Raw genomic sequence first — 25117 nt, forward strand, 5'->3', positions numbered from 1 at the left:
CGGACCGCTCCCGCGCCCGGCGGAGCACTGTCCCCGTGCCTCGCGGACCGCTCTCGCGCCCGGCGGACCACCGTCCCCGTGCCTCGCGGACCGCTCTCGCGCCCGGCGGACTACCGCTCCCGCGCCCGGAGGACCGCCGCCCGGCAGGCCGAGGGCGTGCCCCACGCGTCCCGCAGCGGACGGGCCTTGCGCAGCCACAGCGACAGGTCCAGCTCCTCCGTGTAGCCGACGGCCCCGTGCAGCTGGAGGGCCGTGCGCGCCGCCGCGTACGCCGCCTCGCCCGCGGTGAGCTTCGCCGCGGCCACGTCCCCCGCCTCCGTCGACAGCGCCGCCGCCCAGAGCAGGGGCCGGGCGAACTCCAGCCCCAGCAGGGTGTCCGCCAGCCGGTGCTTGACCGCCTGGAAGGACCCGATCGGGGCCCCGAACTGCGTGCGCTGCTTCGCGTACTCCACCGTGGCGGCCAGCAGTGCCTCGCCGACGCCCAGGCACTGGGCCGCCGTCAGCAGCCGCGCCCACCGGGCGGCCGTCTCCGCCGCCGCCGTCACGGCCGGCCCCGCGGCGAGGAGCTCCCCGCCGGCCGGGACCGAGAGCCTGCGGGCCGGATCGAGCGAGGCCAGCACAGCCCCGCCTGCCCCGCCCGCCCTGGCTGCCGAGCCCGCCCCGCCCGCCTCGTCCCCGCCTCCCGCCCCGCCCCCGGCCAGGCGGAGCTCGCCCGCCGCCGACACCGTGAAGCAGTACGTCGCCGCGTCCGCGTCCAGGGCGTACGGACTCCCGCCCGGCAGCGTCAGCGTGGCCGAGGCCCCGCCCGCGACCAGCTCCGGGACGAAGCGCTTCGCCGGCCCCCGGTCGCCCAGCTCGGACAACAGCACCGACGCGGCCGCCGTCTCCACCAGCGGCCCCGGCACCCCGGCCCGGCCCAGCTCCACGAAGCCGAGCGCCAGCTCGAGCGGCAGCAGGCCCACGCCGTCGCAGTCCTCCGGCGCGACCAGCGCGAACAGGCCCGTACCGGCGAGGCGGGACCACAGCGCCCGCCCGGGCCCGTGCTCGCCGCCCGCCCAGGCCCGTACGACGGCCGGCACGTCCGCCGCGGCCAGCAGCGCGCGCAGCGTGCGCGCGAAGTCCGACTGCTCGTCGGTCGGCAGGAAGCGCATCAGCGGCGGCCCTTCGGAAGGCCGAGCAGCCGCTCGGCGATGATGTCGCGCTGGATCTCGTTGGTCCCCGCGTAGATCGGCCCCGCCAGCGAGAAGACCCACGGCTCGGCCCACGCGCCGTCCGCGAGCTCCGCGTCCGCGCCCAGCAGGTCCAGCGCCGTCTCGTGCAGGGCGATGTCGTACTGCGACCAGAACACCTTGTTCAGGCTGGACTCGGCGCCGATCGACCCGCCCGCCGCGAACCGGGAGGCGCCGGCCCAGGTGAACAGCTCGTAGGCGCGCGCCCCGACCACCGCGTCCGCCACCCGGTCCCGCAGCGCGGTGTCGGAGCGGTCGCCGGCCGCCCCCCACAGCGCGACCAGGCGGTCGGCCGCCGCCAGGAACCGGCCGGGGGAGCGCAGCGTGAGCCCCCGCTCGTTGCCCGTCGTCGACATCGCGATCCGCCAGCCCTGCCCCGGCTCGCCGATCACGTCCTCGTCCGGTACGAAGACCTCGTCCAGGAAGAGCTCCGCGAAGGCGGGCTTGCCGTCCAGGCGGCCGATGGGCCGCACCGTCACCCCCGGCGCCCGCAGGTCGAACATCAGGTACGTCAGACCCTGGTGCGGCTTCGGCGCGTCCGGGTCGGTGCGGAAGATGCCGAAGGCGCGGTCCGCGAAGGCCGCCCGCGAGGACCAGGTCTTCTGCCCGGACAGCAGCCAGCCGCCCGGCGTGCGCACCGCCCGGGAGGTGAGCGAGGCCAGATCGGAGCCCGACTCCGGCTCCGACCAGGCCTGCGCCCAGATCACCTCGCCGCTCGCCATCGGCGGCAGCACCCGCGCCCGCTGCTCCTCGCTCGCGTGGTCGAAGAGGGTGGGGGCGAGCAGGCTGATGCCGTTCTGCGAGACGCGGCCGGGCGCGCCCGCCGCCCAGTACTCCTCCTCGAACACCAGCCACCTGACGAGGTCCGCGCCCCGGCCGCCGTGCTCCTCGGGCCAGGACACCGCCGACCAGCGGTCCGCGTGCAGCAGCCCCTCCCACTCCCGGTGGGCCGCGAAGCCCCGCTCGGTCTCCAGCGAGGGGAGCGGGGAAGCGGGGACGTGCTCGGCCAGCCAGGCCCGGGCCTCGGCCCGAAAGGCCGCGACCTCCGCCGTCTGGGTGAGGTCCATCAGGTGCCCGCCTCCTTGAACGCCTTCGCGCAACGCTCCGCGCAACGGCTCCGCGCAGCGGCTCCGCGCAACGCCGTGGGGGAGCGCCTTGCACGCTTCCCTAACAAGTGTTTGATAGGTTAACGTGCGGCCATGAGCAGCGTCGAGGAGTTCGCATGAACGAGCCCCCGTACACCCCCGGCCACCACCTGCTGAAGGACCGCACCGCGGTCATCACCGCCGCGGCCGGGGCCGGGATCGGCGGCGCCACCGCCCGCCGCTTCCTGGAGGAGGGCGCCCGGATCGTCATCGGCGACGCCCACGCCCGCCGCCTGCGGGAGACCGAGGAGGCGCTCGCCGCCGAGTTCGGGGCCGACCGCGTCACCTCGCTGCCCTGCGACGTCACCGACGAGGGGCAGGTGCGGGCCCTGTTCGCGCACGCCGAGCAGACCCACGGCCGCCTCGACGTCGTCGTCAACAACGCCGGCCTCGGCGGCACCGCCGACCTCGTCGACATGACCGACGACCAGTGGTCCCGCGTCCTCGACGTCACCCTGAACGGCACCTTCCGCTGCACCCGCGCCGCGCTGCGCTCCCTCAAGGCGGCCGGCCGGGGCGGGGTCGTCGTCAACAACGCCTCCGTCGTCGGCTGGCGCGCCCAGACCGGCCAGGCCCACTACGCCGCCGCCAAGGCCGGCGTGATGGCCCTGACCCGCTGCGCGGCGCTGGAGGCCGCCGCCTTCGGCGTACGGGTCAACGCCGTCGCGCCGAGCCTGGCCATGCACCCGCACCTGGTGAAGGTGACCAGCGAGGAGCTGCTCGCCGAGCTGACCGCCCGCGAAGCCTTCGGCCGGTACGCCGAGCCCTGGGAGGTCGCCAACGTCATCGTCTTCCTGGCCAGCGGCTACTCGTCGTACATGACGGGCGAGACCGTGTCGGTCAGCAGCCAGCGCGCCTAGGGGTGAGCCGTGGATCAGGCCGCCGCGGCGTCTGGCACCACAATGGGCGCGTGCCTACGAACAAGTCGACGAACCAGCCGGCGGCCGACCCGGCCCCGAAGAAGAAGCCGCAGGTGACGCCCTCGCCCGAGCGGCGCCGCGAGCTCCTCGACACCGCGGCCGAGGTGTTCGCCGCCCAGGGCTACAACGCCACCACCGTCCGCAAGATCGCCGACGCCGCGGGGATGCTCGCCGGCAGCCTCTACTACCACTTCGATTCCAAGGAATCGATGCTCGACGAGATCCTCTCCGCCTTCCTCACCGAGCTCTGGGAGGGCTACGACACCGTCCTGGCCGCCGGCCTCGGCCCCAGGGAGACCATCGAGGCCCTGGTCACCGAGTCCTTCCGGGAGATCGACCGGCACCGCGCCGCCGTCGCGATCTACCAGAAGGAGTCCCGCACCCTCAGCGCGCAGCCCCGCTTCCACTACCTGTCCGACTCGCAGCAGAAGTTCGAGAAGGCCTGGCTCGGGACACTGGAGCGGGGGGTCGCCGCCCGGGTCTTCCGCGCCGACCTCGACATCCGCCTCACCTACCGCTTCGTGCGCGACACGGTGTGGGTGGCGGCCTCCTGGTACCGGCCGGGCGGCCAGCACAGCCCCGAGGAGATCGCCCGGCAGTACCTGTCGATGGTGCTGGACGGGATCGCCGTACGCCCCTGAACCGTCAAGGAGTCGCCATGCCCGAGGCCTACATAGTCGAAGCCGTCCGCACCCCGGTGGGGAGGCGCGGCGGCGGCCTGTCCGGGGTCCATCCCGCCGACCTGGGCGCGCACGTGCTGAAGGCGCTCGTCGAGCGGTCCGGGGTGGACCCGGCCGCCGTGGAGGACGTGGTGTTCGGCTGCCTCGACACGGTGGGGCCGCAGGCAGGGGACATCGCCCGCACGGCATGGCTCGCGGCCGGGCTGCCGCAGGAGGTGCCGGGGGTCACCGTCGACCGCCAGTGCGGCTCCTCGCAGCAGGCGGTGCACTTCGCGGCGCAGGGCGTGCTCTCCGGCACCCAGGACCTGGTGGTCGCGGGCGGCACCCAGAACATGTCGATGATCCCCATCGCCTTCGCCTCCCGGCAGGCCGCCGAACCGCTCGGCCTCACCGAGGGCCCGTACGCGGGATCGGCCGGCTGGCGCGCCCGGTACGGCGACGCCCCGGTGAACCAGTTCCACGGCGCCCAGCTGATCGCCGAGAAGTGGGGGATCTCGCGCCGGGACATGGAGGAGTTCGCGCTGCGGTCCCACCAGCGGGCGGTCCGCGCGATCGACGAGGGCCGCTTCGCCCGGGAGACGGTGGCGTTCGGGGACGTGGCGGCCGACGAGGGCCCCCGCCGGGACACCAGCCTGGAGAAGATGGCGGGCCTGAAGCCCGTGGTGGAGGGCGGCACGATCACCGCGGCCGTCTCCTCCCAGGTGTCGGACGGTGCGGCGGCCCTGCTGATCGCCTCCGAGCGGGCGGTACGGGAACACGGCCTGCGGCCGCGGGCCCGCGTCCACCACCTCTCGGTCCGGGGCGAGGACCCCATCCGCATGCTGTCGGCGCCGATCCCGGCGACGGCGTACGCGCTGAAGAAGGCCGGCATGGCGCTGGCCGACATCGACCTGGTGGAGATCAACGAGGCCTTCGCGCCGGTGGTCCTGGCCTGGCTGAAGGAGACCGGGGCCGACCCGGAGAAGGTCAACGCGAACGGCGGCGCGATCGCCCTGGGCCACCCGCTGGGCGCGACCGGCGTGAAGCTGATGACGACGCTGCTGCACGAACTGGAGCGCACCGGGGGCCGGTACGGCCTCCAGACCATGTGCGAGGGCGGCGGCCAGGCCAACGTGACGATCATCGAACGGCTGTAGAACCGCTGGAGCCGGGCCCGGACCGGGGGGACGGGACGGGCCTCGCGGACATTCAGGACGCAGGTCACATTCGGCGGCCGACACGGACGCGCGGAGGTGTGCTAGCTTAGAGCTCGTTGCAGTTGTGGTACCCATGAACTTTATGTGCGCCTGACGGGAATGTTCCTCAGGCGTTTTTATTGTTTTTGCCGGAGTCTCCGGATGGGGCCCTTGCCGCCTATTCAGGAGATTCAAAAATGGCACTTGGCACCGTGAAGTGGTTCAACTCGGAAAAGGGCTTCGGCTTCATCGAGCAGGACGGTGGCGGTCCGGACGTGTTCGCCCACTACTCGAACATCGCCACCCAGGGCTTCCGTGAGCTCACCGAGGGCCAGCGCGTGTCCTTCGACGTCACCCAGGGCCAGAAGGGCCCCCAGGCGGAGAACATCATCCCCGCCTAAGTTTTCCAGCATGCCGGGGCCCGCACCGCGAGGTGCGGGCCCCGGCTTGTCTGCTGTCTCGACCTTTGTTGTACCTGCCGGTTTCAGGAGGGCTTTCTCGCATGACCAGCTCCAGCTCCGCACGACCCAGCCGCCGCCCCACCCGGGGTCGAGGTGCGGCCCAGGGACGTCCGAAGGCTGGCGCGGGACGGCAGAAGTCCGCCCCCGCCCCCCGGCCCCAGGAATTCACCATGCCCGAGCCGACGGTCGCGGCGCTGCCGCCGGTCGCCGCGTTCGAGGACATGGACATGCCCGAGGCGCTGCTGAAGACCCTCGCCGCCCAGGGCGTCACCGAACCCTTCCCCATCCAGGCCGCCACGCTCCCGAACTCCCTCGCCGGCCGCGACCTGCTCGGCCGCGGCCGCACCGGCTCCGGCAAGACGCTGGCCTTCGGACTGGCGCTGCTGGCCCGCACCGCCGGCCACCGCGCGCAGCCCAAGCAGCCGCTCGCCCTGGTCCTCGTGCCCACCCGTGAGCTCGCGCAGCAGGTCACCGACGCCCTGGCGCCCTACGCCACCGCCGTCAACCTGCGCATCGCGACCGTCGTCGGCGGCATGTCGATCAACCGGCAGTCGGGCGCCCTGCGCCGCGGCGCCGAGGTGCTCGTCGCCACCCCCGGCCGTCTGAAGGACCTCATCGACCGCGGCGACGCCGACCTCTCGCAGGTCGCGATCACCGTCCTGGACGAGGCCGACCAGATGACCGACATGGGCTTCATGCCGCAGGTCACCGCCCTCCTCAAGCAGGTGCGGCCCGACGGCCAGACCATGCTCTTCTCGGCGACCCTCGACAAGAACATCGACAAGCTCGTCAAGATGTTCCTGCACGACCCGGTCGGCCACTCCGTCGACCCGTCGGCCGGCGCGGTCACCACCATGGAGCACCACGTCCTGTACGTCCTGGACGAGACCGACAAGAAGGCCGTGGCGACGCGTATAGCCGCTCGCGACGGCCGGGTGATCATGTTCGTCGACACCAAGCGCGGGGTCGACCGCATGGTCAAGAAGCTCCTCGCGGACGGCGTGCGCGCCTCCGGCCTGCACGGCGGGCGCTCGCAGCCGCAGCGCAACCGGACCCTCGACTGGTTCAAGACCGGCGAGGTCACCGCACTGGTCGCCACCAACGTCGCGGCGCGCGGCATCCACATCGACGACCTCGACCTCGTCGTCAACGTGGACCCGCCGACCGACCACAAGGACTACCTGCACCGCGGCGGCCGCACCGCCCGCGCCGGTGAGTCCGGCAGCGTGGTCACCCTGGTGCTGCCCGACCAGCGCCGGGACATGACCCGCCTCATGTCGGACGCCGGGATCTCCCCGCGCACCGCGCAGATCAAGTCCTCCGACGAGGAGCTGGCCCGGCTGACCGGCGCCAAGGAGCCCTCGGGCATCCCCGTGGTCCTCGAGGTGCCGCAGCAGGCCGCGGCCAAGCCGCGCAGCGGGTCCGGTTCGGGCTCCGGCTCGCGCCGCCGCTCGGGCGGTCCCCGTACCGGTGCCGCCACGAGCGGCGCTCCGGCGGCCGGCGGCCGCGGCCGCCGCTCCGGTGGCGGCGGCTCCGGGCAGGCCCCGGCGGCCTCCGCCTCGGGCCAGGGCCGCCGCGGCCAGGGCAGCGGCGGCGGGGCCGGCGGCTCCGCAGGCCAGGGCCGGCGTACCGGGGGCGGCGCCTCCGGTGGCGCGGCCGCCGCTTCCGCGCGCAGCCGGGTCGGCTCCGGCGGACAGGGCCGCCGCCGCGCGGTCTGACCGTACTCGCGCACCTCGACGCCGGGCCGTGCTTCGCGCACGGCCCGGCGTCGTCGCGCCCGCTAGCGGACCATCTTCTTCTGGAGCCGCGCCAGCGTGCGCAGGTCCAGGCCGAGGCCGTCCGTCAGGTAGCCGTAGACGCTGCCGTAGTCGGCCTCCAGCTGCGCCGTCGCGGAGTCCAGGTAGTCCTGGCGGACCTCCTGCAGCGGGATCAGCAGGTCCGGGTTCTGCATCCGCCCGGACTGCTTGAGGCCCGCCCGCAGCTGGGCGTCGTACGCGGCGCGGAAGGTGTTCGACGCCAGGTAGTCGCGCTCGGCGGAGGCCTCGGGGACGGCCAGCGCGCGCAGCAGCACGTAACTCACCCAGCCGGTGCGGTCCTTGCCCGAGGTGCAGTGGTACAGGAGCGGGCCCTGCCCGCCGTCCGCGATCTCCCGCAGGGTCGCCGCGAACTGCGCCCGGTTCTCGGGGCTGGTCACGAAGGTGCGGTAGATGTCGCGCATGTAGGCCTCGGCGCGCCCGCCGCCGAGCATCTGCTCCTGCTTGACGGGGTCGCCGCTGGAGATCGCGCCGACGAGGGTCCCGTACAGGCCGAGGTCGCTGACCGGGCGCGAGGTGGGGGAGAGCCCGGGCGGCAGTTTGTCGGCGCCGTCGTACTGGAGCTCCATCGGGATGCGGAAGTCGACGACCTTCTTGAGGCCCAGACCGGAGACGGCGGTGATGTCGGCGGCGGTCAGCTTGCTCAGCGCGTCGGAGCGGTAGACCAGCCCCTGGCGGACCTGGCCGCCTGTGTAGGTGCGGTAGCCGCCGAGGTCGCGAACGTTGACGGCGCCTTGCAGAGGGATCTGGCGGATCGTTTCCGCCCCCCACGGGTGGCGGAGGCCCGCGTCGGCGGCAGGGGCCGTGGCGGGGGCGGCGGTGGCGGAGGCGGCGGGCAGGGTCCCGAGGGCGAGGGCGGCGGCGGCCGCCGCGGTCGCCAGGCGGATGCGGGCACGGCTCATGGAGTCAACTCCCGTGACGGAGAAGGGGGATCACCCTGGTGGTGGCAGGGTGCGCAGCGAGTGCAGTGCTTCGAGTGCCTGTTGTGCCTCGGCCATGACGCGGGAGACGAGCTCCGCACAGGACGGGAGATCCTCGATCACGCCCGCGACCTGGCCCGATGCCATGACGCCGAGGTCCGTACGGCCCTCGACCATGGACGCCTTGAGGAGCATGGGGGTGTTCGCGGCGAGCAGCACCTGGCTCCACGACAGGTCCTTGCCGTGCTTCATCGCCAGACCGTCGCGCACCATCTGCGGCCAGCTCAGCCCCGACAGCTTCCGGAAGCCCGCCGCGTGCCGGACCGCCCGCGCCAGCGCCCGCGCCCGGCCCGCCCGTTCCAGGGAGTCGACCAGCTCGGTGCGCAGCATCCGGTGCGGCAGGCCGTCGACGGCCGTGGTGACGGTGACGTCCTTGACCGCGGCCCTCAGGTACTCGGCCTTGACCGCGTCCGGGACGGTGGAGTCCGAGGTCAGCAGGAAGCGGGTGCCCATGGCGACGCCGGCCGCCCCGAACGCGAGCGCCGCGACCAGACCGCGGCCGTCGCCGAAGCCGCCCGCCGCGACCACCGGGATGTCCACGGCGTCCACGACCTGCGGCAGCAGCACGGTCGTGGCCACGTCCCCGGTGTGCCCGCCGCCCTCGCCGCCCTGCACGATCACCGCGTCCGCGCCCCACGCGGCCACCTTCTCGGCGTGCCGCCGGGCCCCGATCGAGGGGATGACGACCACCCCCGCGTCCTTGAGCCGCGCGATCAGCTCCCTGGACGGGGCGAGGGCGAAGGACGCCACCCGCACGCCCTCGTCGATGATCAGCTGCGCGCGTTCGGCCGCGTCCCCGGCGTCCGCCCGCAGGTTGACCCCGAAGGGGGTCCCCTCCGGCACCCGGGACCTGACCTCCCGGACCGCCGACCGCAGCTGCTCCACCGTCATCGTCGCCGAGGCCAGGATCCCCAGGGCCCCCGCGTTGGCCGCGCCCGACACCAGCCGGGGGCCGGCCACCCAGCCCATGCCCGTCTGCACGATCGGGTGCGCCACCCCGACCAGCTTCGTCAGCGCCGTCTCCATCCGAGGCGTCTCCTTCCGCGCCGTCTCCACCGGATCAGACCCGCACTTCGCGGTCGCGCAGCCCCTTGGGGTCGATGACCTCGCGGATCAGCCGCAGCTCCTCGCCGGCCGGCTCCCGCGTGTACGGGACCTCGTCGGCGACGGCCAGGTCGAAGCCGGTGGCCGCCCGGACCTGCTCGACGGTCACCCCGGGGTGGACCGAGACCAGGCGCATGGAGTGGCCCGGGCCGGTGAAGTCGAAGACGCCGAGATCGCTCACCACCCGGGGGAGCCGGTGGAAGCGGGTCACCCCGGCCGCCTCGGCCCGGTCGTAGCCGACGCCGCTGACCATGTCGACGCGCTCGACGAACACCCGGGTCGAATGCCGGGGAACCCAGTAGCTCACCGGATTGTTCAGGGTGTTCACCGGAGCCCCGCGCACCCCGAGCAGCTGGCGGGCAGGGCGCTCCCAGTCGCCGATGCAGGAGATGTTCTGGTTGCCGAAACGGTCGATCTGGCTGGCGCCCATCATCACGTGCCGCCTGCCGCCGGTGACCATCGTCAGGTGGCGGCGGTACGGGAGCCAGCCCTCGGCCGTGCCGTCCAGCCCGACGAGCATGGCCTCGCCGTCGGTCAGCAGCAGGTCGGGCGAGAAGGTCCGCTTCGCCAGCCGGGCGCCGAAGGAGGGGACCAGGCCCATCGGGCTGGCGAGGACCTCGCCGTTGTCGCGCCACGCCTCGGCGCACGCGATCACGCAGTACTCGGCGCGGGTGGCCGGGAGAAGAGGGGTACGAGCGGTCACTTCTGCTGCTCCTCGTGCCAGGTCCGGACGGCGGACTGGTAGTCGTGCTCGCTCGCCCCCGAGAGGAAGCGCTCGGCGAACTCGGGCCAGGGGGTGGTCGCGTAGAGCTTCTGGAAGGCCTCGTCGCGGTCGTAGTCGGGAACGCAGGAGGTGAAGTGCGCGCCGCCCGGCGTCTCGACGACCCCGGTGACGGAGTGCCGGCTGACCAGCAGCGACTGCGGGGGGCCGGCCTTGGTGAGCTCGGCGGTCTCCACGAGCTGCTCGCAGGCGACGTACGCGGCGTCGGCGGCCTCGCAGAACAGGTCGTCGAAGTAGGGGTCCGGGCCCAGGTACTGGGCGTTGCCGAGGCGGTCGGCGCGGCTGAGGTGGACCAGGGCGGCGTCCATCCGCAGGGCGGGGACGGCGACGAGCTCCTCGCCGTCGTCGTACGGGGAGGTGACGGTCCGCAGCTCCGGGTTGACCCGCATCACGTCGGAGCCGAGGCCGGCCCGCACGGGCAGGAAGGGCAGGCGGTTGGCGGCGGCGTGCAGGCCCCACATGAACATGGCCTCGTCCAGCTCGGTGAGGGTGAAGGCGGCCCGCTCCCGGGCGGCCCGGAAATGCGGCTCCAGCGGGATCGAGTCGAGCGTGGCGAAGGGGGCGACGAGCTTGCGGATGCGGCCCGCCGCGGCCAGCAGGCCCACGTCGGGGCCGCCGTACGAGATCACCGTGAGATCGGTGATCTCGGACCGGAGCAGCGCTCTCACCAGGGCCATGGGCTTGCGCCGCGAGCCCCAGCCGCCGATGCCCAGGGTCATCCCGCTGCGCAGCTGCCCCACCACCTCTTCGGGGGTCATGCTCTTGTCGGTCATGAACTCGGCTCCTTCCCGAAGGTGTCGCGGACCCGGTCGGCGACCCCGCTGAGGTTCGCCTCGAAGGTGAATCCCTGCTCGAAGCGGTAGCTGCGGCGCACGTCCACCGGGTCGATGCCGTTGATGGCCGCCTTGGCCAGCCGGATCAGCGAGCCGTCCTTGCGCGCGATCTCGGCGGCCAGCTCCAGGGCGGCGGCCCGCAGCTCCTCGCGGGGGACCACCTTCCAGACCGAGCCGTGCGCGTGCAGTTCGGCGGCGGTCGCGGTGCGCGAGGTGTAGTACAGCGCGCGCATCAGGTGCTGGGGCACCAGGCGCGCCAGGTGGGTGGCGGCGCCGAGGGCGCCGCGGTCCAGCTCGGGCAGCCCGAAGGTGGCGTCGTCGCTGGCCACGATCGCGTCGGCGTTGCCGGCCAGGCCGATGCCGCCGCCCAGGCAGAACCCGTGCACGGCCGCGACCACCGGCACCTCGCACTCGTACACGGCGGCGAAGGCCTCGTAGCAGCCCCGGTTGGCGCCGATGAGCGCGGTGTGGCCGGTGTCGCGCTGCATCTCCTTGATGTCGACGCCCGCGTTGAAGCCCCGGCCCTCCGCGGCCAGGACGACACAGCGGACCTCGGGGTCGCGGCCGGCGGTGCGCAGGGCGTCGGCGAGGTCGTACCAGCCCCGCACGGGAAGGGCGTTGACGGGTGGGAAGTCGACTGTGACGAGTGCGATGCCCTTGCCCGGGCCGGAGGTGGAGACACCCATGAGAGGATCAGCTACCTTTCCACCAAACATTTGTTAGGTGAGGAAGGTAGCAGCCCATGGAGCTCCACGGGAGGGTCGTCGTCGTCACCGGCGGAACCCGGGGCGTCGGTGCCGGCATCGCCCGGTCGTTCCTCGGCGCCGGCGCCGAGGTCGTCGTCTGCGCCCGGCGGCCGCCGCAGGAGCCGGTGTCCGCGGACGGCCGCGAGGCGTCCTTCACCGCCGTCGACCTGCGCGATCCGGCGGCCGTGCAGGAGTTCTTCGAGGCGGTCGCGGACCGGTACGGACGCCTCGACTGCCTGGTCAACAACGCCGGCGGCACCCCGTACCGGCTGCTGGGGGAGGGCGAGGCCCAGCGGCACGCAAGGGTGGTCGAGCTGAACCTGCTGGCGCCGATGACCGCCTCCCTCGCCGCCTACCCGTGGCTGCGGGCGGCGCGCGGCTCGGTGGTCATGATCGGCAGCGTCAGCGGCACCCGCCCCTCGCCCGGGACGGCGGCGTACGGGGCGGCCAAGGCCGGGCTGGAGAACCTGGCCCGCTCCATGGCCGTGGAGTGGGCCCCCGAGGTACGGGTCAACTCGCTGGTCCTGGGCATGGTGCGGACCGAGCTGGCGCACCTGCACTACGGCGACGAGGCCGGGATCGCGGCGGTCGGCGCGACCGTACCGCTGGGGCGGCTGGCGGAGCCCTCGGACGTGGGGGAGGCGGCGGTGTTCCTGGCCTCCGGCCGGGCGGGGTACGTGAGCGGGGCGAGCCTGCTCGTGCACGGGGGCGGGGAGCGCCCCGCGTTTCTGGATGCGGCAACCGTCAACAAGGAGGGCTGAGATGACCCGGATCGCCGAGGGGCGTGTCGTGATCGTGACGGGCGCGGGGCGGGGGCTGGGGCGGGCCCACGCGCTGGCGTTCGCCGAGCAGGGGGCCAGGGTCGTGGTCAACGACCTGGGGACGGGCCTGGACGGGGTGCCGGGGCCGCAGTCCCCGGCCGGGCTGGTCGTCGCCGAGATCCGGGCGCGGGGCGGGGAGGCGGTGGCGCACGGCGGGGACATCGCGACGGGCGAGGGCGCGTCCTCGCTGGTGGAGTGCGCGGTCTCGGCGTTCGGCCGGCTGGACACGCTGGTCAACAACGCCGGGTTCCTGCGGGACCGGATGCTGGTGAACCTGGAGGAGGACGACTGGGACGCCGTCGTGCGGGTGCACCTGAAGGGGCACTTCCTGCCGCTGCGGGCGGCGGCCGCGTGGTGGCGGGCGGAGGCGAAGGCAGGCCGCCCGGTGGCCGCCCGGGTGGTCAACACCTCCTCCGGGGCCGGCCTTCTGGGCTCGGTGGGGCAGGGCAACTACAGCGCGGCCAAGGCCGGGATCCTGGGGCTCACGCTGGTCGCGGCCGAGGAGATGGGCCGGTACGGGGTCCAGGTCAACGCGATCGCCCCGGCGGCGCGGACCCGGATGACGGAACAGGCCTTCGCGCAGAGCATGGCCGCGCCGGCCGCCGGGGAGTTCGACGCGATGGCCCCGGAGAACGTCTCCCCGCTGGTGGTGTGGCTCGGCTCGGAGGCCTCGGCCGGGGTCTCGGGCCGGGTCTTCGAGACGGAGGGCGGCCGGATCACGGTGATGGAGGGCTGGCGGCCCGGGCCCACCGCCGATCGGGGGGCCCGCTGGACCCCGGCCGAGGCGGGCGAGGCCGCGCTGAAGCTCCTCGCGGCGGCGCAGGCGCCGCTGCGGGTGTACGGCGCCGGCGGCTAGCGGGGCACGCACCCGTCCGGCCCCGGCGGGCCGGACGGGTACGCGGGGTCAGGACAGCTTGCCGCCGTAGTCCGGCAGCTTGACGGTGAGTTCGGCGTGGCCGCCGACCAGGTCGCTCTGGTTGTTCCCGATGTTCGCGATGATCGTGTAGCCGCGGCCCTCGATCTCGGCGCGCTTGCCGGTCTTGTACGCGCTCACCTCGTCGAACAGGTCGGGCAGGTCGCGGACGTACAGGCCCGTGACCGGGTAGCCGACGGACCTGAGGTTCCGCTCGGTGAGGGAGTAGATGATCCCGGGGCGGGCGGTGACGAAGAAGATCGCCACGCCGCGCTCGTCGGCGTACCGGGTCAGCTCGCGGACCTTGGAGATCGCGGGGGTCGGGAACGTCCAGAACCAGTGGAAGTCCGTCTCCAGCGAGCTGTTGTCGATGTCGAGCACGATCGCGGGCCTCTCACCGGCGGGCGAGGCGGCGATCCGCCGCTCGATGGCCGGGCGGGCCGCGTCGACGGCGGTGGCCACGTCCCGCTGCCAGGTGGCGTAGTCGATGCCGAGGAGGACCGCGTTGCCGCCCGGCGCGGAGGCCTGGGCCGAGGCGGTGGCGGCGGCCGGGGCCGGGGTCGGCGCGGCCTCGGCGGCGGTGGCGGGCAGCAGGGTCAGGACGGCGGCCGCGACGGCGGCGCCGGCGGCGGCGCGGGTCGTACGGGTGCGGCGGATGCGGCGGGTGATGAGCATGTGGGGGCGCTCCTGGGGTCGCATGTGACATGGACGCGACCAGAGTTGGCCAGATCCGCCCCCATGTCTACTGGCCGGTAGGAAACTTTTTGTGGCCGGGCGGTGAATCGTGATGGATCACGGCGGATCGCCCTGAACACGACCATGCAGGGGTGAACTCCGGCCACAGGAAGCTCAGGTGACGCACTCCAGCACCGTGCGGCACAGCCCGCACCGCGCCCGCAGCGGCCCGCGCACCGGCAGCCGCAGCCGCTGTCCGCACACCGGGCAGGGGAAGTTCACCAGCGGCCCCGACCCGCCGGGCTCGAAGCGGTACGCCGCCCCGTCCGGCGGGGGAGTCCCGGTGCGCAGGGCCTTCGCGTAGCGGCGCCGCGCCCGCGCGGGGGCCTCGGCGAGCGGGGGCCGGCGCCGCTCCCGCCCGGCCAGCTCGCGGCCGCGCACGTAGGCTTCGTACGCCTGCGGGCTGCTGAACCACGTGGAGGGGTCCTCGCCGAACAGGGCGGCGCGGCGCGCCAGCACGTAGCCGAACTCCTCCGGGGTGAGGTAGCCGAGCTTCTGGTGGGTGAGCGCGTCCTCGCGGTAGGCGTCGAGGAGCAGCCAGCCGGCGCCGAGGAAGGCGGCGGCGGTGTCGGTGAGGATCTCGTTCTGCGCCGTGGTGGGCAGGCGCAGGTCCAGGCGGTGCAGCAGGACGTGCGTCACCTCGTGGGCCAGCGCGGCCGCCAGGTCGCGGCGGTGCACCCGGAAGCGGTCGTTTACCTCGACGAAGTACTCCGGGCCCGCGGTCAGTTCCACCGTCGCCGCGTCCCGCATCGGCCGGAACGCGACCACCATGCGCGCGTCGGGCAGCCGCAGGGCGCGCACCATCGCGGAGGCCACCCGGTGGGCTCCCAGGTGCAGGTCCTCGTCCCGGCCGAAGGCCGCGTCCGCCGGGGCGAAGCTCGTGTCGTAGGCCCGGATCCCGTCGGGGGACAGCCGGCGGAACAGCGCGGTGATCGAGGTGCGGACCGTCTCCAGGTGCGGAAATCCGTGCTCGACCGGGCTGCTGTGCCTGCTGTTCTCCGTCATGCCGCCCCCTGGGCGAGAAGTTGTCCGAAAACACGTTCTTGATGTCCGCCATACATCGGATGTGTCATGGACGTGTCATTCACCCGATGACGCGCACGGCCCAACCCCCCACGAAAGGCAGTGTGTTGACTGTGTCTACCCTCGTGCGGTTCATGAAGCGCACCCTCGCCGTCGGAGCCGTCGCCCTCGCGGCCGTCAGCCTCCAGCCCTCCACCGCCAGCGCCGGCCCGGCCCCCGTCGTCGGCGGCACCCGCGCCGCCCAGGGCGAGTTCCCCTTCATGGTCCGCCTCTCCATGGGCTGCGGCGGCGCCCTCTACACCCAGCAGATCGTCCTCACCGCCGCCCACTGCGTCGGCAGCTCCGGCAACAACGCCTCCATCACCGCCACCGCCGGAGTCGTCGACCTCAACAGCTCCAGCGCCATCAAGGTCAAGTCCACCAAGGTGCTGAGGGCCCCCGGCTACAACGGCACGGGCAAGGACTGGGCCCTCATCAAGCTCGCCAAGCCCATCAACCTGCCCACCCTCAAGATCGCCGAGACCAAGCAGTACGACAACGGCACCTTCACCGTCGCCGGCTGGGGCGCCACCCGCGAGGGCGGAGGCCAGCAGCGCTACCTGATGAAGGCCACCGTCCCCTTCGTCTCCGACGCCAGCTGCCAGGCCTCGTACGGCAGCTCCCTCGTCCCGAGCGAGGAGATCTGCGCCGGATACGCCCAGGGCGGCGTCGACACCTGCCAGGGTGACTCCGGCGGCCCCATGTTCCGCCGGGACAACGCGAACGCCTGGATCCAGGTCGGCATAGTCAGCTGGGGCCAGGGCTGTGCACGGCCCGACTACCCCGGCGTCTACACCGAGGTCTCCACCTTCGCCGCCGCGATCAAGAGCGCAGCGGCGAGCATGTAGCAGCATCCGCCCCACCCCCTGGTCCTCGTCCTTCCGGCCGGGCACGAACCGGCCGGAAGGGCGAGGCCGCGTGCTCCGTACGCACGTATCGTCGCCAGGAGTACCGCCCGATGGTCCCCTGTGCGGTTGCGGGCCCCGGCGCGCACCGGTCCCATGGGAACGAAGCGCAGGCGGCAGCGGGCGACAGTGGGGCAGGCAGCGCATGGCGATCAGAGTGGTCATCGCGGACGACCAAGAGATGGTCAGGACCGGATTCCGGATGATCCTCGAGAGCCAGCCGGACATCGAGGTCCTCGCCGACGTCGTCGACGGCGAAGCCGCCCTCGCGGCCGTCGCCGAGCACCGGCCCGACGTCCTGCTCCTCGACATCCGCATGCCGAAGCTCGACGGCCTCGAGGTCACCCGCCGGCTCTCCGGCCAGGACGGCCCGCGCATCGTCATCGTCACCACCTTCGACCTCGACGAGTACGTCCACGCGGCGCTCCACGGCGGAGCATCCGGCTTCCTCCTGAAAGACGCCAGCCCGGCCATGCTGGTTGAAGCGGTACGCGCCGCGGCCGTCGGGGACTCCCTCGTCTCGCCCGCCATCACCGTCCGGCTGCTGCGCGAAATGGCCCCGCGGACCCCGGCCTCCCAGGCCCGCCGGCCCGCGGAACCGCTGACGGAACGGGAACGCGACGTCGTACGCTGCCTCGCGCGCGGCCTCACCAATGCGGAGATCGCCGCCGAGCTCTTCGTCTCCCTGTCCACGGTCAAGACCCACCTCGCCAACGTCCAGGCCAAACTCGACGCCCGCAACCGCGTAGAAATCGCCGCCTGGGCCTGGGAAAGCGGCCTGGCCCATGCGGCATGAGGCCGCACCCACCACCAAACCCGCCCCCGCCCCCCGACTCCGCCGCGCGCCCCAGGGCGGGAGCATCCGGCCCCACCGTGTGCCGCCCCAGGGCGGGAGCATCCGGCTCCGCCGTGTGCCGCCCCAGGGCTGGAGCGTCCGGCTCCGCCGTGTGCCGCCCCAGGGCTGGAGCGTCCGGCTCCGCCGTGTGCCGCCCCAGGGCTGGAGCATCCGGCTCCGCCGTGTGCCGCCCCAGGGCTGGAGCGTCCGGCTCCGCCGTGTGCCGCCCCAGGGCGGGAGCATCCGGCTCCGCCGCGCGCCATCGAGCGAGAGCATCCGGCTCCTCCGTGCACCCCAGGGCGGGCAACTTCAGGCTTGCCGTGTGGTCCGGGCCGGGCAAATCCAGCCTCGCCGGCGTTTGAGGCGCGGGGTCTGGGGCGGAGCCCCAGGGAGCCCCGGCGCAGCCGGCCCGGCCCCGTTCAACGCCGCCCCCAGGGGCTCGGGCTTCGGCGCAGCCGCCCCCAAGGCAACGGGCTTCGGCGCAGCCGCCCCGGCGCTGTGCGCAGCCGCCCCCAAGGCAACGGGCTTCGGCGCAGCCGACCCGGCGCTGTGCAAAGCCGCCCGCCCAGGGCCGGGCTTCGGCCAAGCCGCCCGCCCAGGGCCCGGCCAAGCCGCCCGCCCAGGGCCCGGCCCGGCCGGAGCAGGGGCCTCCCGGTGAGCCCGCTCGCGGGATGGGCCCGCCGGCACCCCCGCCCCGCCGCCGCCATCCGCCTCGGCCTCTCCCTCGTCCTCCTCGCCCTCGTCACCTTCGAGGGCGTCGTCCTCGCCCGCCAGCCCAGCCTCCCCCACGGCGCCGTCTGGGCATCCGGCATCCTCGTCTGCCTCAGCGCCGCGCCCTGGCCCGGCATCCCCCTCCTCGCCCGCGCCTGGTTCGCCGCCGCCGTCACCTGGACCGTCACCCTCCTCCTCATCCTCGGCCACCACCCCCTCGTCGTCTGGGGCGGCGGCGAAGCCATCGCCCTGCTCGTCCTGCTCTCCCAGATCCTGCTCCGCGCCCCCGCCCGCACCGCCGCCGTCCTCGGCCCCCTCCTCGGCCTCGGCTGCATGGCCGTACCCGTACGCGACACCGATCCCGGCCGCTTCACCCTCCTCTTCTCCGTCCTCACCGTCGTCGTCACCGCCTACTCCCTGCTCCTGCGCCTCCAGTCCGTCCAACGCGTCCGCGACCTGCGCGCCGTCCGCACCGCCGAACGCCTGGAACTCGCCCGCGAACTCCACGACCTCGTCGCCCACCACGTCACCGGGATCGTCGTCGAGGCCCGCGCCGCCCGCTTCACCAAGGTCTCCGCCGAACGCGCCGCCGAGATCTTCGGCCGCATCGAAACCGCCGGGGACGAAGCCCTCGGCTCCATGCGCCGCCTCGTGAGGATCCTCCGCGAGAACGACGACGGCCCAGCCGCCCCCGGCGCCGCCACCAGCCCCGTCGCGGGCCTCGACGACCTACGCGACCTCACCGAGCGCTTCGCCCGCACCGGCCCGCCCGTGGTCCTCTACATCGAGGAGGGCCTCGCGGCCCGGCTCCCCGGCCACGTCGCCGCCACCGCCCACCGCATCGTCCTGGAAGCCCTCACCAACATCGGCAAACACGCCGCCACCGCCACCGCCGTCCGCATCGGCCTGCGCACCGTCCCCACCGGCCTGGAAGTCCGCGTCGCCGACGACGGCGGCCATCCCGCCCCGCTCTCCGAGAACGCCCGGGGCGGCGGCTACGGCCTCGCCGGAATGGCCGAACGCGCCGAAGCCCTCGGCGGCTCCCTCACCGCCGGCCCCACCCCCGAAGGGGGCTGGCTCGTCACCGCGATCCTGCCCCTGTGACCGGATCCCGACAGGTCCCCGACCAGCACACGACCGGTTCCCGTCTCACTGATCGGCTGCCCGGGAAACCACCCGCCACCGCCACGTATTCTCGGGAACCATGAACAACAGCGACGACATCGACAACAGGTTCGACAACGGGATCGACGACAGCGTCGCCGCCGAACTCGCCCGCCTGCGCGACAGCATCGACAACATCGACGCCGCCGTGGTCCACATGCTCGCCGAGCGGTTCAAGTGCACCCAGCAGGTCGGCCACCTCAAGGCCAGGCACCAGCTCCCCCCGGCCGACCCGGGCCGCGAGGCCAGCCAGATCGCCCGGCTGCGCCAGCTCGCCGAGAACGCCAAACTCGACCCCGCCTTCGCCGAGAAGCTCCTCAACTTCATCATCGCCGAGGTCATCCGCCACCACGAGACCATCGCGGCCGGCGAAGAGCAGGCCTAGCAGCCCAGCCCCCCAGCCCCCCCCCAGCACCCAGCACCCCCGGTGCCGCGACCGGGAGGCCCCACCGCGCCGAGACGCCCGGCAGACCTCCCGGCCACGGCACCGGCGAAACACGCTGGGGCCCCGGCCGGACCGTGCGGCAGCATGGCCCCATGTCCGCACTCACGCGCAACGAAGCGCAGCTCCGAGCCCAGCTCCTCGACGTCCACCACTACGCCGTCACCCTCGACCTCACCACCGGCGGCGACACCTTCGACTCCACCACCGTCATCCGGTTCACCGCCCGCACCGCCGGAGACACCTTCCTGGAGCTGAAACCGGACGAACTGCGCTCCGCCACGCTCGACGGCCACCCCCTCGACCCGGCCGCCCTCGACGACAACCGGCTCCCCCTCACCGGCCTCGCCGAAGGACCCCACGAGCTGCGCCTGGACACCCGCATGCGCTACTCCCGCACCGGCGAGGGCCTGCACCGCTTCACCGACCCCGCCGACGGGGAGGCGTACGTCTACAGCCAGATGTTCATGGACGACGTCCAGCGCGTCTTCCCGGCCTTCGACCAGCCCGACCTCAAGGCCGTCTTCGAGTTCGCCGTCACCGCCCCCGCACACTGGACCGTCCTCGCCAACGGCATCACCACCCGCACCGGAACCCGAGAAGCGGACGGCGCCGGCGTCTGGGCATCCGCCCCCACCCCCCTCATCTCCACCTACCTCGCCGCCGTCGCCGCAGGCCCCTGGCACAGCGTGACCACCGAACACGCCGGACTGCCCTTCGGCATCCACTGCCGCCAGTCCCTCGCCCCCCACCTGGACACCGACGCCGAGGAGATCCTCTCCCTCACCAAGGACTGCTTCGACCGGTACCAGGAGAAGTTCACCGAGCCCTACCCCTTCGACTCCTACGACCAGGCCTTCGTACCCGAGTTCAACGCCGGAGCCATGGAGAACCCCGGGCTCGTCACCTTCCGCGACGAGTTCATCTACCGCTCCGCCGTCACCGACACCGAACGCCAGACCCGCGCCATGGTCATCGCCCACGAGATGGCCCACATGTGGTTCGGCGACCTCGTCACCCTCGCCTGGTTCGACGACATCTGGCTCAACGAGTCCTTCGCCGAGTACATGGGCTACCAGACCCTCACCGAAGCCACCCGCTTCACCGACACCTGGACCGAGTTCGGCGTCTCCCGCAAGGCCTGGGGCTACGACGCCGACCAGCGCCCCTCCACCCACCCCGTCGCCCCCGACCCCGACGACGTCCCCGACACCGCCTCCGCCCTCCTCAACTTCGACGGCATCTCCTACGCCAAGGGCGCCTCCGCCCTGCGCCAGCTCGTCGCCTGGCTCGGCGAGAAGGACTTCCTCGCCGGCATCAACACCCACTTCGCCCGCCACAAGTTCGCCAACGCCTCCCTCGCCGACTTCGTCGACTCCCTCGCCGCCCACACCGAACGCGACGTCCACGCCTGGGCCCGGGACTGGCTGCGCACCACCGGCACCGACACCCTCACCCCGCAGATCGAGGAGAGCACCGAAGGCCCCGCCGGCTGGACCCTCACCGTCGACCGCAAGGGCAGCCGCCCCCACCGCATCGCCGCCGGCGTCTACCACCGCGACCCCGCCGACGGGCGGACCCTGCAACGCACCGAACTCCTCCCCCTCGACATCCCCTCCGACGAGGTCCTCTCCGCAGCCGGCCCCCGCCCCGCCCTCCTCGTCCTCAACGACGGCGACCTCACCTACGCCAAGGTCCGCCTCGACGACACCTCCCTGGAAACCGCCCTGCGCGGCCTCTCCGACATCCCCGACGCCCTCACCCGCACCGTCGTGTGGAACTCCCTGCGGGACATGGTCCGCGACGGCGAACTCGCCCCCGCCGACTACCTGGCCACCGCCGAGGCCCACCTGCCCGCCGAACGCGACCTGGCCCTCGTCCAAGGCGTCCTCACCTTCGCCCGCACCCAGATCGCCACCCGCTACACCGCCCCCCAACAGCGCACCGAAGCCCTGGCCACCCTCACCGCCATCGCCCGCGACCTGCTGCGCACCACCGAGGGCGGCTCCGACCCCGGCCTGCGCCTGACCGCCGTGCGCACCCTCATCGACAGCGCCGCCCAGCCCGACACCATCGCCTCCTGGCTCGACGAGGACTCCGTCCCCGGCGGCCCGTCACTCGACCCCGAACTGCGCTGGCGCATCCTGTCCCGCCTCGCCGTCCTCGGCGCCGTCGACGAGCGCGACATCGACGCCGCCCTGGCCACCGACCCCAGCGCCACCGGCCAGGAAGGCGCCGCCCGCTGCCGCGCCGCCCTGCCCACCGCGCAGGCCAAGGCCGCCGCCTGGGACCGCCTCTTCCACGACGACACCCTCTCCAACTACCTCTTCAGCGCCACCGCCCAAGGCTTCTGGCAGCCCGAACAAGCCGACCTCGTCAAGGAGTACGTGCCCCGCTTCTACCCCGACGCCGTCGCACTCGCCGCCCGCCGCGGCCCCGCCATCGGCGAAGCCGCCGGCCGCTGGGCCTTCCCCGCCTACGCCGTGGACCAAGAACACCTCGACACCGGCCACGCCTGCCTCGCCGACCCCGACATCCTCCCCCTCCTGCGCCGCAAGCTCGTCGACCAACTCGACGACCTCGCCCGCGCCCTGCGGGTCCGCGGCACCTGACCGCACCCCGCCCCCACCGCACGGGAAAGAGCGGGGCGGGACGGGGTGGGGCGGGACGGGGTGGGGCGGGGGACCGGCACCGCACAGCGGCACGCCGCCCCACCCCGCCCCCGGGAGGCAACCGGCCGGAAATCGACCCCGGACAAACCCCGGCGGTTACCCCATTCGGGTCGGATCGTTGTACCGGCCGGGTGCCCACCCCCGCACCCCTCCCAGCCCCGGAGGACCCCGATGACCCCGCCGCCCGGCACTGGCACAGGCACCCCGCCCCTCGCCGGCGGAACAGGCGGCCCCGCAGCCCTGCGCCCCCTCCTCGACACCGTCCTCGACGCACTGCGCACCGGAGCCGAGGAGCGCGGCGGGCCACTCCCGGCCGGCGGCCCCGACCCCCTCACGGCCCGCGTCCGGGCCGCACTGGGCGACGTACTCCCGCCCCGCGGAACCGGCGACCACGAAGCGCTCCGCACCCTCGTCCACACCCTCGCGGCCGGCGCCGCAGACCCCGCCGACCCCCTCTGCGCCGCCCACCTCCACTGCCCGCCGCTCGCCGTCGCAGCCGCCGCCGACCTCGCCGCCAGCGCCCTCAACCCCTCCCTCGACTCCTGGGACCAGGCCCCCGCCGCCTCCGCCATCGAAGCCCTCGTCACCCGCACCCTCGCCGCCGAGTTCTACGACACCCCAAACGCCGACGCCCTCGTCACCACCGGCGGCACCGAAGCCAACCAACTCGCCCTGCTCCTCGCCCGCGAACGCCACGGCCCCCGCCTCACCGTCCTGCACGGCGCCAACGCCCACCACTCCATCCCCCGCGCCGCCTGGCTCCTCGGCCTCCCCCCGGCCACCGCCATCCCCACCCCCACCGGCACCCTCCACCCCGACGACCTCGCCCGGACCCTCGCCACCACCCCCGGCCCCGTCCTCGTCACCGCCACCGCCGGCACCACCGACGCCGGACTCGTCGACCCCCTCCACCGCATCGCCGACCTCTGCGACCACCACCACGCCGACCTCCACATCGACGCCGCCTACGGCGGGCTCCTCGCCCTCACCCCCCGCCACCGGCACAAAGTCACCGGCCTCGACCGAGCCGCATCCCTCACCATCGACCTGCACAAACTCGGCTGGCAGCCCGCCGCCGCCGGACTCCTCGCCGTCCCCGACACCGCCCTGCTGGCCCCCCTCGCCCACCAGGCCGACTACCTCAACGCCCCCGACGACACCGAAGCCGGCCTCCCCGACCTCCTCGGCCGCTCCCTGCGCACCACCCGCCGCCCCGACACCCTCAAAATCGCCGCCACCCTGCGCTCACTCGGCCGCGACGGCCTCACCCACCTCATCGACCACACCTGCGCACTCGCCCAACAACTCGCCGACCGCATCCACACCCACCCCCACCTCACCCTCCACGCACACCCCACCCTCACCACCGTGCTCTTCCGGCCCACCCACGCCGATGACACCCAGGTCGCCACCCTGCGCCGCACCCTCCTGCACCAAGGCCAAGCCGTCCTCGGCCGCACCCGCGCCGACGGCCGCCTCTGGCTCAAAGCCACCCTGCTCAACCCGCACACCACCGCAGCAGACCTGGACACCCTCATCGCCCACCTGGAAGGCAGCACCCACCCATGACCGCCGCACACCCCGAAGCCCCCCACGACCTCGTCGGCATCGGCATCGGCCCCTTCAACCTCTCCCTCGCCGCCCTCGCCCACGGCCTGCCCCACCAAGGCGCGGGCGAACTCGCCACCGCCTTCTACGACCAGCGCCGCGACTTCCGCTGGCACCCCGGACTCCTCATCGACGGAGCCACCCTCCAAGTCCCCTTCCTCGCCGACCTGGTCACCCTCGCCGACCCGGCCAGCCCCTGGAGCTTCCTCAACTACCTCAAGCACAAGGAACGGCTCTTCCCCTTCTACTTCGCCGAGCAGTTCCACATCCAGCGCGCCGAATACGACGCCTACTGCCGCTGGGCCGCCGGCCGCATCCCCGGACTCCACTTCGGCCACCAAGTCGACGCCGTCCGCTGGAACCCCGAACACGAGCTCTTCGAAGTCGACTTCACCCAACTCGACCCCGACGGCGAAGCCGAAGCCCTCGGCCGCACCCACACCCGCCACCTCGCCCTCGGCATCGGCACCGCCCCCTACATCCCCGAACCCCTGCGCCCCCTCGCCGAAGCCCCCACCGTCCCCGTCATCCACTCCGCCGACTACCTCGACAACCGCACCCGCATCCTCGGCGCCGAACACGTCACCGTCATCGGATCAGGCCAGTCCGGCGCCGAGGTCTTCCTCGACCTCCTGCGCGCCCGCCCCGCCGGCCGCGAACGCCTCACCTGGCTCGCCCGCACCCCCTCCTTCGCCCCCATGGAGTACTCCAAACTCGGCCTCGAACACTTCACCCCCGACTACACCCGCTACTTCCACGCCCTGCCCGAACCCGTCCGCGACAGGCTCGTCCCCGCCCAATGGCAACTCCACAAGGGCATCGACACCGACACCATCAACGCCATCCACGACGAGCTCTACCGGCGCACCCTCGACGGCGGCTGGCCCGACACCGTCCTCACCCCCGGCGTCCACGTCCGCACCGCCGGCCGCGTCGCCACCACCAAGGTCGAACTCCACCTCGAACACACCGACCAGGGAACCCGCTCCCGCCTCACCACCGACGCCGTCGTCCTCGCCACCGGCTACCGCGAACGCCCCCTCACCAGCCTCCTCGCAGGCCTCGACCCCTACCTGCGCAAGGACTCCTCCGGCCGCCCCCGCATCGACGACCGCTACCGGATGATCACCGACCCCGCCCTCACCGGCAGCATCTTCGTCCAAAACGGCGAACGCCACACCCACGGCGTCGGAGCCCCCGACCTCGGCCTCGCCGCCTGGCGCAGCGCCGCCATCCTCAACACCCTCACCGGCAAAAACCCCTACCCCCAACCCGCACGCACCGCCTTCACCACCTTCGGCCTCGAACAGCGGGAGCACACCCGCCCCCAACCCACAGGCGAGCTGCTCCCACTGGTCGAACACCCCTGACCGACGAAACC

Annotated in this window: 23 protein-coding genes; 14 read left to right on the top strand and 9 right to left on the bottom strand. The window is 73.5% G+C overall.

Features of this window, described 5'->3' with window-relative positions; all coding sequences use genetic code 11:
- Window positions 1-110 precede the first annotated feature (110 nt).
- Together AB0D66_RS11375 and AB0D66_RS11380 are read right to left on the bottom strand one after the other, a co-directional pair.
- The gene (locus AB0D66_RS11375) at window positions 111-1151 is read right to left on the bottom strand and encodes an acyl-CoA dehydrogenase family protein (protein ID WP_362300176.1); all 1041 of its coding nucleotides are present in this window, start codon (window positions 1149-1151) and stop codon (window positions 111-113) included.
- Window positions 1151-2296: an acyl-CoA dehydrogenase family protein gene (locus tag AB0D66_RS11380; RefSeq protein WP_362300179.1), complete on the bottom strand. Its 1146-nt coding sequence runs from the start codon at window positions 2294-2296 to the stop codon at window positions 1151-1153. The genes AB0D66_RS11375 and AB0D66_RS11380 overlap by 1 nt, the downstream gene beginning before the upstream one ends.
- Window positions 2297-2451: 155 nt before the next feature.
- Between AB0D66_RS11380 and AB0D66_RS11385 the strand changes: the two genes are divergently transcribed.
- The 5 genes from AB0D66_RS11385 (at window position 2452) to AB0D66_RS11405 (ending at window position 7328) form a co-directional block, all read left to right on the top strand.
- A complete protein-coding gene (locus AB0D66_RS11385) occupies window positions 2452-3234 on the top strand; it encodes an SDR family oxidoreductase (RefSeq protein ID WP_362300181.1) in 783 nt (260 codons plus the stop codon).
- 113 nt (window positions 3235-3347) lie between these two features.
- Window positions 3348-3935, top strand: coding sequence for a TetR/AcrR family transcriptional regulator (locus AB0D66_RS11390; RefSeq protein ID WP_362300362.1), 588 nt, complete (start codon window positions 3348-3350; stop codon window positions 3933-3935).
- Between the two features lie 17 nt (window positions 3936-3952).
- Window positions 3953-5110, top strand: a complete 1158-nt coding sequence (locus tag AB0D66_RS11395) for an acetyl-CoA C-acetyltransferase (RefSeq protein ID WP_362300185.1) — start codon at window positions 3953-3955, stop codon at window positions 5108-5110.
- Between the two features lie 236 nt (window positions 5111-5346).
- A complete protein-coding gene (locus AB0D66_RS11400) occupies window positions 5347-5550 on the top strand; it encodes a cold-shock protein (protein WP_030028954.1) in 204 nt (67 codons plus the stop codon).
- A 101-nt stretch (window positions 5551-5651) separates the two neighbouring features.
- A complete protein-coding gene (locus AB0D66_RS11405; protein WP_362300189.1) occupies window positions 5652-7328 on the top strand; it encodes a DEAD/DEAH box helicase in 1677 nt (558 codons plus the stop codon).
- A 62-nt stretch (window positions 7329-7390) separates the two neighbouring features.
- Here the strand turns inward: AB0D66_RS11405 and AB0D66_RS11410 are convergent, their stop codons facing one another.
- Genes AB0D66_RS11410 through AB0D66_RS11430 form a run of 5 tightly spaced genes read right to left on the bottom strand, consistent with a single transcriptional unit; the run spans window position 7391 to window position 11808 of the window.
- Window positions 7391-8326 carry a tyrosine-protein phosphatase gene (locus tag AB0D66_RS11410; RefSeq protein WP_362300192.1) on the bottom strand — a complete coding sequence of 312 codons (936 nt, stop codon included), beginning with the start codon at window positions 8324-8326 and terminating at the stop codon, window positions 7391-7393.
- 30 nt (window positions 8327-8356) lie between these two features.
- Window positions 8357-9430, bottom strand: coding sequence for a nitronate monooxygenase (locus AB0D66_RS11415; RefSeq protein WP_362300195.1), 1074 nt, complete (start codon window positions 9428-9430; stop codon window positions 8357-8359).
- 34 nt (window positions 9431-9464) lie between these two features.
- Window positions 9465-10211 carry a CoA-transferase gene (locus tag AB0D66_RS11420; RefSeq protein WP_362300198.1) on the bottom strand — a complete coding sequence of 249 codons (747 nt, stop codon included), beginning with the start codon at window positions 10209-10211 and terminating at the stop codon, window positions 9465-9467.
- A complete protein-coding gene (locus AB0D66_RS11425) occupies window positions 10208-11062 on the bottom strand; it encodes a CoA-transferase (protein WP_362300202.1) in 855 nt (284 codons plus the stop codon). The genes AB0D66_RS11420 and AB0D66_RS11425 overlap by 4 nt, the downstream gene beginning before the upstream one ends.
- Window positions 11059-11808 carry an enoyl-CoA hydratase family protein gene (locus tag AB0D66_RS11430; protein ID WP_362300205.1) on the bottom strand — a complete coding sequence of 250 codons (750 nt, stop codon included), beginning with the start codon at window positions 11806-11808 and terminating at the stop codon, window positions 11059-11061. Before AB0D66_RS11430 ends, AB0D66_RS11425 begins: the two co-directional genes overlap by 4 nt.
- Window positions 11809-11864: 56 nt before the next feature.
- Between AB0D66_RS11430 and AB0D66_RS11435 the strand changes: the two genes are divergently transcribed.
- Window positions 11865-12629 carry an SDR family oxidoreductase gene (locus tag AB0D66_RS11435; protein ID WP_362300208.1) on the top strand — a complete coding sequence of 255 codons (765 nt, stop codon included), beginning with the start codon at window positions 11865-11867 and terminating at the stop codon, window positions 12627-12629.
- Window position 12630: 1 nt separating this feature from the next.
- Window positions 12631-13545 (top strand): SDR family oxidoreductase, encoded by a 915-nt coding sequence (locus tag AB0D66_RS11440; protein WP_362300211.1) that lies wholly within the window; start codon window positions 12631-12633, stop codon window positions 13543-13545.
- A 48-nt stretch (window positions 13546-13593) separates the two neighbouring features.
- Here AB0D66_RS11440 and AB0D66_RS11445 read toward each other — a convergent pair whose 3' ends face one another.
- Both AB0D66_RS11445 and AB0D66_RS11450 read right to left on the bottom strand, forming a co-directional pair.
- A complete protein-coding gene (locus tag AB0D66_RS11445) occupies window positions 13594-14277 on the bottom strand; it encodes an HAD family acid phosphatase (protein ID WP_362300215.1) in 684 nt (227 codons plus the stop codon).
- Window positions 14278-14451: 174 nt separating this feature from the next.
- The gene (locus tag AB0D66_RS11450; RefSeq protein WP_362300218.1) at window positions 14452-15342 is read right to left on the bottom strand and encodes a hypothetical protein; all 891 of its coding nucleotides are present in this window, start codon (window positions 15340-15342) and stop codon (window positions 14452-14454) included.
- A 152-nt stretch (window positions 15343-15494) separates the two neighbouring features.
- On the opposite strand from AB0D66_RS11450, the gene AB0D66_RS11455 reads away from it, so the two are divergent.
- The 7 genes from AB0D66_RS11455 to AB0D66_RS11485 all read left to right on the top strand — a co-directional run bounded on the left by AB0D66_RS11455 (window position 15495) and on the right by AB0D66_RS11485 (window position 25106).
- A complete protein-coding gene (locus tag AB0D66_RS11455; RefSeq protein ID WP_362300221.1) occupies window positions 15495-16247 on the top strand; it encodes a serine protease in 753 nt (250 codons plus the stop codon).
- Between the two features lie 202 nt (window positions 16248-16449).
- On the top strand, window positions 16450-17100 hold the full coding sequence (locus AB0D66_RS11460) for a response regulator transcription factor (RefSeq protein WP_362300224.1): 651 nt from the start codon (window positions 16450-16452) through the stop codon (window positions 17098-17100).
- A 693-nt stretch (window positions 17101-17793) separates the two neighbouring features.
- The gene (locus AB0D66_RS11465) at window positions 17794-18954 is read left to right on the top strand and encodes a histidine kinase (protein WP_362300227.1); all 1161 of its coding nucleotides are present in this window, start codon (window positions 17794-17796) and stop codon (window positions 18952-18954) included.
- A 100-nt stretch (window positions 18955-19054) separates the two neighbouring features.
- Window positions 19055-19399, top strand: a complete 345-nt coding sequence (locus AB0D66_RS11470; RefSeq protein ID WP_362300230.1) for a chorismate mutase — start codon at window positions 19055-19057, stop codon at window positions 19397-19399.
- Between the two features lie 152 nt (window positions 19400-19551).
- The gene (pepN, locus tag AB0D66_RS11475; RefSeq protein ID WP_362300233.1) at window positions 19552-22068 is read left to right on the top strand and encodes an aminopeptidase N; all 2517 of its coding nucleotides are present in this window, start codon (window positions 19552-19554) and stop codon (window positions 22066-22068) included.
- 231 nt (window positions 22069-22299) lie between these two features.
- Window positions 22300-23697, top strand: coding sequence for an aminotransferase class V-fold PLP-dependent enzyme (locus AB0D66_RS11480; RefSeq protein ID WP_362300236.1), 1398 nt, complete (start codon window positions 22300-22302; stop codon window positions 23695-23697).
- Window positions 23694-25106 carry a SidA/IucD/PvdA family monooxygenase gene (locus AB0D66_RS11485; RefSeq protein ID WP_362300239.1) on the top strand — a complete coding sequence of 471 codons (1413 nt, stop codon included), beginning with the start codon at window positions 23694-23696 and terminating at the stop codon, window positions 25104-25106. The genes AB0D66_RS11480 and AB0D66_RS11485 overlap by 4 nt, the downstream gene beginning before the upstream one ends.
- The last annotated feature ends 11 nt before the right edge of the window (window positions 25107-25117 follow it).

Source organism: Streptomyces sp. NPDC048270 (assembly GCF_040652335.1).
Lineage (GTDB): Bacteria > Actinomycetota > Actinomycetes > Streptomycetales > Streptomycetaceae > Streptomyces.